The sequence below is a fragment of the Pseudoalteromonas sp. 1181_04 genome (assembly GCF_052850545.1).
The window spans coordinates 1-971 of record NZ_VXCS01000076.1 but is presented as its reverse complement, the minus strand read 5'-3'; the positions used below and the strand labels follow the sequence as shown (position 1 = coordinate 971).

At 43.9% G+C, this 971-nt stretch carries 1 protein-coding gene; it reads right to left on the bottom strand.

Annotation, left to right across the window (positions count from 1 at the left end):
• Positions 1–971: IS21 family transposase (gene istA / locus FW757_RS23090; protein ID WP_446441778.1), on the bottom strand; the 971-nt coding region annotated here is incomplete at both ends.

The following is a 971-nucleotide window of genomic DNA, read 5'->3' as shown; positions in this document are numbered from 1 at the left end:
ACGCGCGATAACACGCTTGCTCAAGCCGCTCTTTTGAATAGATTTTAGCTAAACTTAACATCCCTAAACAGGCGCGATAAGCGTGCTCGGGGTGACGCCGTCCACTGAGCTGTAACTCAATAACTTGGTGGGTATACTCCCCAATACTTAATGCCCATGAGCGTAAATTTATCGGTGACTGCTCATGCTGTTTTTGATGCGCCAGAGGCATATGATGAGACTGTGTTGTATGCCCACCTAAATGATGTGAGCGCGGATGCTGTGCGATTAAGGTATCGTCATGATAAAGCTGTACTAGCTGATTGGTTATGTGTGCGCGTAATTGTTTCTTAACCCACTGATACGGCACACTGTAATAATGTTTTTCTATTTCAACATGATAATCAATGTGTACTCGCACCGTTTTGATTTGTGTATAGTGATAGGGCTTTTCAGGCAATGGCTTTAATGCGCTTTTATCCACCCTATCAAAAAGCTGTTTACGTGATTGTTGATATTGCTTCATCACCTTATTGTTCATTACATCAAGTAGCTTTGCTATTTCTTGATTTAGGTGCGCTAAGCTGTAGAAGGTTTGCTTGCGTAGACGTGCCATGATCCAACGCTCAACAATTTGTACACCGACTTCAGCCTTTGATTTATCTTTGGGTTTATAAGGTCTAGCGGGTATGACAGCGACGTTATAATACTCGGCTAATTGATGATAAGTGGGGTTTAGATCAGGCTCGTAGCGACAGGGTTTACTAACAGCACTTTTTAAGTTGTCGGGAATAACAAGTTCAGGCACACCGCCTAAAAACGCAAAACAACGGGCATGACTCATCACCCAATCTTCAAGTTGTTGACTATACGTTGCCTCAGCATAGGTATAATTTGATGCGCCGAGCACGGCAACAAACACTTGAGCAGGTCGTGTTTCCTGTGTTGTAGGGCACGTGATGGTCAGCGTGGGGCCACAATAATCCACAAAC